General features: G+C 62.5%; 6 protein-coding genes and 1 pseudogene. 2 read left to right on the forward strand and 5 right to left on the reverse strand.

The window, feature by feature from the left end; all coding sequences use genetic code 11:
- Positions 1-118: 118 nt before the first annotated feature.
- From BR07_RS0122340 to BR07_RS0122355, 4 genes are all read right to left on the reverse strand, one after another.
- Entirely contained in the window at positions 119-859 is a 741-nt protein-coding gene (locus tag BR07_RS0122340; RefSeq protein ID WP_081821498.1) for a GntR family transcriptional regulator, read from the reverse strand.
- Between the two features lie 438 nt (positions 860-1,297).
- On the reverse strand, positions 1,298-2,056 hold the full coding sequence (locus BR07_RS27835; RefSeq protein WP_027507303.1) for a FadR/GntR family transcriptional regulator: 759 nt from the start codon (positions 2,054-2,056) through the stop codon (positions 1,298-1,300).
- Positions 2,057-2,111: 55 nt separating this feature from the next.
- Positions 2,112-2,894: an SDR family NAD(P)-dependent oxidoreductase gene (locus BR07_RS0122350; protein WP_027507304.1), complete on the reverse strand. Its 783-nt coding sequence runs from the start codon at positions 2,892-2,894 to the stop codon at positions 2,112-2,114.
- A gap of 14 nt (positions 2,895-2,908) precedes the next feature.
- The gene (locus tag BR07_RS0122355; protein ID WP_037187533.1) at positions 2,909-4,363 is read right to left on the reverse strand and encodes an aldehyde dehydrogenase family protein; all 1,455 of its coding nucleotides are present in this window, start codon (positions 4,361-4,363) and stop codon (positions 2,909-2,911) included.
- A 478-nt stretch (positions 4,364-4,841) separates the two neighbouring features.
- Here BR07_RS0122355 and BR07_RS0122360 point away from each other — a divergent pair, with 478 nt between their 5' ends.
- Together BR07_RS0122360 and BR07_RS27840 are read left to right on the forward strand one after the other, a co-directional pair.
- Complete coding sequence (locus BR07_RS0122360) at positions 4,842-5,957, forward strand: 3-isopropylmalate dehydrogenase (protein ID WP_027507306.1); 1,116 nt, start codon at positions 4,842-4,844, stop codon at positions 5,955-5,957.
- A gap of 55 nt (positions 5,958-6,012) precedes the next feature.
- Positions 6,013-6,114 (forward strand): annotated as a pseudogene (locus tag BR07_RS27840) (Lsr2 family DNA-binding protein); the annotation flags it as partial.
- Between the two features lie 39 nt (positions 6,115-6,153).
- Here the strand turns inward: BR07_RS27840 and BR07_RS0122365 are convergent.
- Positions 6,154-6,478: integrase core domain-containing protein (locus BR07_RS0122365; RefSeq protein ID WP_027504490.1), on the reverse strand; the 325-nt coding region annotated here is incomplete at its 5' end.

Here is a 6,478-nt window from a genome sequence, read left to right on the forward strand (position 1 = left end):
AAATACGTGACCGCAACGCGGCGACGACCATTTCAAGCCGTATGAAGACTGACCCGTGTTCGGTTGACTTGCGCGTCGGGTCGTTCGACCACCCGTGCCATCCTGTCATTCGTAGGGTTCAGCTGGACAACTTCACGCGGGCACGAATTTCGATGATGGTTCGCTCGATGTGTGCTCGGGCAATCCGTTCGGCGTTGGGCGAGTCGCGGGCCTCGATCGCATCGGTGATGGCGACGTGCTCGTCGACCGCACGAAGCGCACTACTTGGATCAAGAACCGAGACCGGCGCGAACACCTGCGCCGTCAATTTGATGATGGATGTTTGGGCGACCACGAACTCGTTTCCCGACATGTGTGCCACCAATTCGTGGAATTCTACGTTGAGCTTCGAATAGGATCGGGGCGACCACGGGTCGAGAGATTCTCTCTGCGCCTCGATCGTCTTGCGCAGGTCTCGAACCCTAGTCGCCGTCGCATCGCGGGCGGCGAGCTTGGCTGCCAAGCCGTCCACCACTGCTCTCAGCTCGTAGGCGGACAGTAGCGTCCCGGCGTCACCCGAGATCACGCGAGCGCCTTTACCCGGCTCGGACTTGATCAACCCTTCCTGTTCCAGACGGCGCAACGCCTCCCGCAAAGGCGTACGGCTCACGTCGAACTCTTCAGACAATTTCTCCTGCCTGAGCCACTGACCGGTGACGTAGCGTTGCGAATAGATGCGCTCGCGTATCAACTCGGTCAACTCGTCGACCAACGGTATGCGAGTGCGGCGGCGCAATGACAGAGACCCCTCGTCAGGCACGGCGCAGCGGCCAGCCTGGTCATGGCCGCTGGCACTTGCACCGACCGCGGTCTCCGTCATGGACCTCGTCTCCTTCGCCCCGATTCAGGACAGGGTATCTCGGTGCGGTGGCGAACGACCCCCGACCCAGAACGAGACACCGGACAGAGCGACGCGGTGTGTCATCGACACCGCCGACTTTGCATCTCCCACGAGCTTCCACCACGAGTCGGATGTCAAGCTTCGGGCCGGGTCCAAGTTCGTCAGATTGAGCGGTACCCGATGCCCCGGCCGGCGCGGCTCACGCCACCCACCCGGTAGACGCGCTCGTGTGCTTGCAGGTCAGCAAGTCCACTGGCACCCGCGGGCGCTGTGTCTGACACTCATGCCCCCCAACGCACAGCGAGGCGTCAGGGACCGAATCTGCGGTCGGCGACTCCTCCACGCGACGATGTCTTGACCACGATGCGGGAATGGATGTGATCTATCGCCCGCCCCGTTGTCGCGATAACTTTCCCGTCAGAGCGGACGCACCTCGTCTGCGAGCGCGCGAAGGCCCGGACGGTCGGCGGGGTCGAGGTAATCGAAGTAGTACCAGTACAACCCGTCTCGCGTGAGCCACGCAGCGTGGCCGCCGTCCCCGGCACGCACGGCGTCCAGGACTTCGGTGTGATGCCGAATGGACGACTGCATCAGTGCGTAACTGTCTCCCGAGTCCACGATTCGCTGCTCGATGAGTCCGAGGACCGAACCGCGAACCGCTTCCCCGGACAGCTCGAGCAACGGGTTCTTGCTCGACCTCGCGACGATGCGATGGAAGTCGAAATCCGCTTGGCTGAACTCCTCGTATCCGAGTTCGACACTGGCTCGCATGCGTGCGTTGGCCCGCTCCATTTCGAGGAGGTCCGAATCGGTGCGGTACTGGGCCGCCAGAACCACTGCAGCGCTGTCGATGATCATGCGAAATTGCAGAAGCGCCTGCAAACCCACTGCATTGACCGACGTGAGACGAGTCAACGCCTTCCTCAAGGAGTGCGATGTCAGCGGGAGCACGACCGGCCCGCGGCGGTCACCGAGCCGAGACTTGACCAAGTGGTTGCTTTCGAGGACGCGTAGGGCCTCACGCACTGTCGGCCGGCTCACGCCATATTGCTGCACTAGTTCACGTTCGCTCGGTAACCGGTCGCCGGGCTTCAATTCACCCGAGAGAACCGCGTTCTCGATCTTGTCGGCGATCAGCTGATACACGCGCGCAGGTTGCGCGGACTCGGTCGTCATTTCCAGCTGCTACCTCTCGGTTCGTGCCTCGCCTCGGCCGCGCCAACCGCCGAAGTCACGAAGTTGGAGGTGTGAACCTGCCATCGACGGCTGTCCACCCTCCGTCGACATACATTACTGTGCCCGTCACGTAGCTCGCCGCGTCCGATGCGAGGTAGACGACGGCGCCTGCCAGCTCGCTCGGCACCGACCATCGTCCCAGTGCACCCTTGGTTGCGTACGCGTTGTACCACTCGGGATCAGCCTTAATGGTCGAAGTCAGAGGAGTGTCGACGCATCCGGGGGCCACCGCGTTGGCGCGCACACCTGCGGATCCGAATTCGGCCGCAGCCGTACGTAGCAGTTGCACAGTCGCTGCCTTGGTTGCGGCATAGACACCCTGGCCGGGTTCGACGACGAGGTGGCGCACCGACGAGAACCCGATGATGCTGCCCTTTTCCCGCTTCACCATGTTGTCGCCGAAGGCCCGGATCAGGTTGAAACTCGAACGCTGGTTCAGATTGACCACGCGGTCGTATTCCTCAAGAGAGTAATCCAGCAGTCGTTTGCGGACGTTGGTCGCCGCGGTGAAGACCAGCGTCTCGACATCTGAGTGACTGGCTGCGGCGGCGGCAACAGCTTCTGATTCCAAGACGTCGACCTCGACGGACTCGGCGGCACCTCCGTCACTTTCGATCAACGCGGCGGTTTCCCGTGCGGTGTCGAGGTTGCGGTCGGCGCAAATGACGTAGGCACCGTGCGCCGCGAGCGCGAGAGCGGACTCACGACCGATTCCGCTGCCGGCGCCGAGAACGAACGACTTGCGACCATCGAGGCGAAACAGGTTGTTGTAGTTCATGTTCTTTCTCTTTCTCACGAAGGTCGGATGACGGCCATGCGGGTGACGGTGAGCTCTTCCATCGCGAATCGCGGGCCTTCGCGACCTATGCCCGAGTCCTTGACTCCGCCGTACGGCATGATGTCGTTGCGGTATCCGGGAACCTGATTGACGACCACACCGCCGACGTCGAGTTCATCGATCGCACGGAATGCAGTGGACAGCGACGAGGTGTAGACGCTCGCCTGCAGCCCGTAGCGGGACGCGTTGACCGTCGAGATGGCGGCGTCCAGATTGGGGACGGTCCTGATGCACACGACGGGACCGAAGATCTCCTCGTCCCATACACGCACATCCGCCGGCACATCCAACAGCACTGTCGGCTCGAGTACACGCCCGTGGACACGGCCGCCGCTCAGGAGCTTCGCTCCTGCGGACAACGCTTCCTCGACCCAGTCGAGGACGCGCTGCGTCGACTTCTCGTCGATCAATGCGCCGACTCTAGTTTCGGGTAGTCGCGGGTCTCCGAAGACAACCTCGGCCATACGATTCGAGATATGTCCGGCCAGGTCTTCGACTATCGCCTGGTCGGCAATGATTCGTTGGATGGAGATGCAGGCCTGACCGTTCCCGTAGAACCCGCCCCGGATGACGGCGTCAGCAGCCGCCTCCAGATCGGCGTCCGACGCGACGACGAGCGCTGCGTTGGACCCGAGTTCGAGTAGGAACTTCCGCGGCGCACAGTCGCGCGCGATCTGATGGCCGACCGAGGCGGAACCGGTGAAGCTGACAGCGCCGATCCTGGGGTCCGCGGTGAGCGTCCTGCCGACCTCGGGACCACCGGTCACGAGCTGGACGATGTCGCGCGGGACGCTCAGTTCGTCGGCAACCTGATGGATGAGGTGAGTCAGCCAGAGAGTCGCGAGCGGGGTGTTCGGCGCAGGCTTGCAGATGACCGCACAGCCCGCCGCGATGCTGGGAGCGATCTTGTGCGTGGCGAGCAGCAGCGGGTAATTGAACCCCGCGATTCCGACAACCAGACCGATTGGCTTTCTGGTCCAATACCCGATCATTCCCTCCCCGCCGGGCTGGATGTCTAGCGGAACCGTCTCACCATGCAGCGACGTGATCGCCTCTGCGGCAGCAGACCAGGTGAAGAGTGTGCGGTCAACTTCGGTGCGGCAATCCACCAGCGGTTTCCCGGTCTCGGCTACCAGCAACTGCTCGAACTCGGAACGAAGTTCTTCGATGCGAGTTCCCACCGCGAGGAGAAGCCGACGACGGACTGCAGCAGATAGTGCCGCGATGCGCGGCTGGACCGCCAGACCAGCTTCCACGGCGGCGGCGGCGTGTGCGGTCGTGCCGACGGGAGCCGAGGCGACCGTCGCTCCGTCGAACGGAAAAATGATGTCTACGACATCAACCCCGTCGGTGGTCCACGCACCCGCGATCGGGAGTCCTTCGGGGTACCGGGGCTCGATCAGGCCCATCGTTCACTCCAATCTCGAAATTACTGCGCTGTCACACCAGTGGTAAGGCCAGTGAAACTACAGCATGGTCGGTGATACGAGTCACGTCAACTACCACCACCGCGCGCTAGCGCGCTGTATGTGACTGCTTGGAGCGGTTTTCCGAGGTACCGGCCGCGTCTAGTTACCTCGGCGGTGATGCTAAAGCTTTGATGTAGATCACACCCCGGTGTGCTACGTTCACACTGGATCCAGACACACTACGAGCTTTCGGTAGCATGCATGCCCGTAGCCGAGAAGGCTGGACTTCGATCGATTTTGCATCGCACGGATCGATCAGATCGAGGTGAGACAGAGCGCCTCGTGACGCTTTCAGAGCTGACTCCGACACCGGAGGAGCGTCTGCGGGCACGGTCCTCATCGCGTCGAACGGTCTGAAATCGCGTCATGGGAAGCGCCGGCACGATTTCTCAATCACGAAGCAGAAGGTGGAACTCGCATGAGGAACTACGACCTCGCCATCATCGACGGCGATGGTATCGGACCCGAAGTGAACGCACAGGCCGTGAAGGCGCTTGAAGCTGCGGCCGCCGTCCACGGCTTCACGCTGACAACGACGCCGTACGAGCTCGGCGCGCAGACATATCTAGATACCGGAACGTTGATCGATTCCGACACCATCTCCGCCCTGCAGTGCCATGACGCCATCATGTTCGGCGCGATGGGCGACCCCCGCGTCACGCCGGGGATCCTCGAACGTGGCCTCATCTTGCGCATGCGTCGCGAGCTGCGCCAGCAGGTGAACCTGCGGCCGGTGAGGCTTTATCCTGGTGTTCCCACACCTATCAAGGACCTCGACCCGACCCGTTGCGACTTCGTCGTAGTACGAGAAAACACCGAGGGGATGTACGTAGGTGGCGGATCCACGGTCCACGGCGGAACCACGAATGCCGTAGCTCTGCAAGAGTCGGTTAATACTGCGTCGGCGATCGCCGACGTCGTGGACTACTCCTTCCGTTTGGCGGGACAGCGCAGGAACAAGCTCACGCTGTGTCATAAGAAGAATGTCCTCGTCCACGCAGGTGAGCTCTGGCAGACGATCGTGGACGAGCACGCGGCTCGATACCCCTCCGTCGAGGTCGATTACGTGCACGCCGACGCCATGTGCCAGCACATGCCGATGAGTCCGGAAAGATTCGATGTCATCGTGACCGACAACTTGTTTGGTGACATCATCTCCGATCTCGGAGCCACGATTCAAGGCGGGCTGGGCGTCGCTGCGAGTGCCAATCTCAACCTTGACGGCCTGGCGCCGAGCATGTTCGAGCCCGTGCACGGCTCGGCCCCCGACATTGCCGGCCGCGGGTGGGCGAACCCGGCCGCAGCTGTGCTGTCGGCAGGAATGTGCCTCGCAGCGTTGGGCGAAGGGAAAGCCGCACTGGCTCTCGAAAATGCTGCCGCCTCAGTACTTGGCGAGTTGCGCGAACTAGCGGGCCCAGGAATGGGCGCTTCGACGGATGAACTCGGCGACCGCATCGTCGCTCGCATCACTAGTGACGTCACTGAGATCGATACCGCGCGTATATCAATCATGACTGCTATGGCCGCCGTCTGAAGATCGTGGGCGCCGCTCGGCGGCGCCACCCGGCACATAACGGGACCAGGAGCAGAACCGAGCGGTCCGGGAATGGGCGAGCAGCAACGGGTACGAGCTGGGCAACAGCGGCCGCATCCCCGAGCACGTCATCGAGGCATTCGACGACGCCCACTGACCCTGTACCTCGCCGCATCCGGATGCGTGGATAGCTCAGCTAGCTGTTCTTCGCGGGGAGGTTGTGGACGGTGAGTCGCTCGATGGGTGACTTGCCGTCGATGCCTGTGTGGGGTCGGTGGTGATTGTAGTGATGGACCCAGTCCTGGTAGGTCGCTGCGCGGGCTTCGTCGGAGAGGTAGGTGTGGGCGTAGGCCCATTCCTGGTTCAGGGTGCGGTTGAACCGTTCGACTTTGCCGTTGGTCTGCGGTCGGTAGGGGCGGGTGCGCTTGTGCACCACCGATCCGAGTGCTTCGGCGAACAGTGTTGACCGGTAACAGGATCCGTTGTCGGTGAGCACTCTGGCGATGGTGATGCCGTGGTCG

This window comes from Rhodococcus sp. UNC23MFCrub1.1 (genome assembly GCF_000686025.1).
GTDB lineage: Bacteria > Actinomycetota > Actinomycetes > Mycobacteriales > Mycobacteriaceae > Rhodococcoides.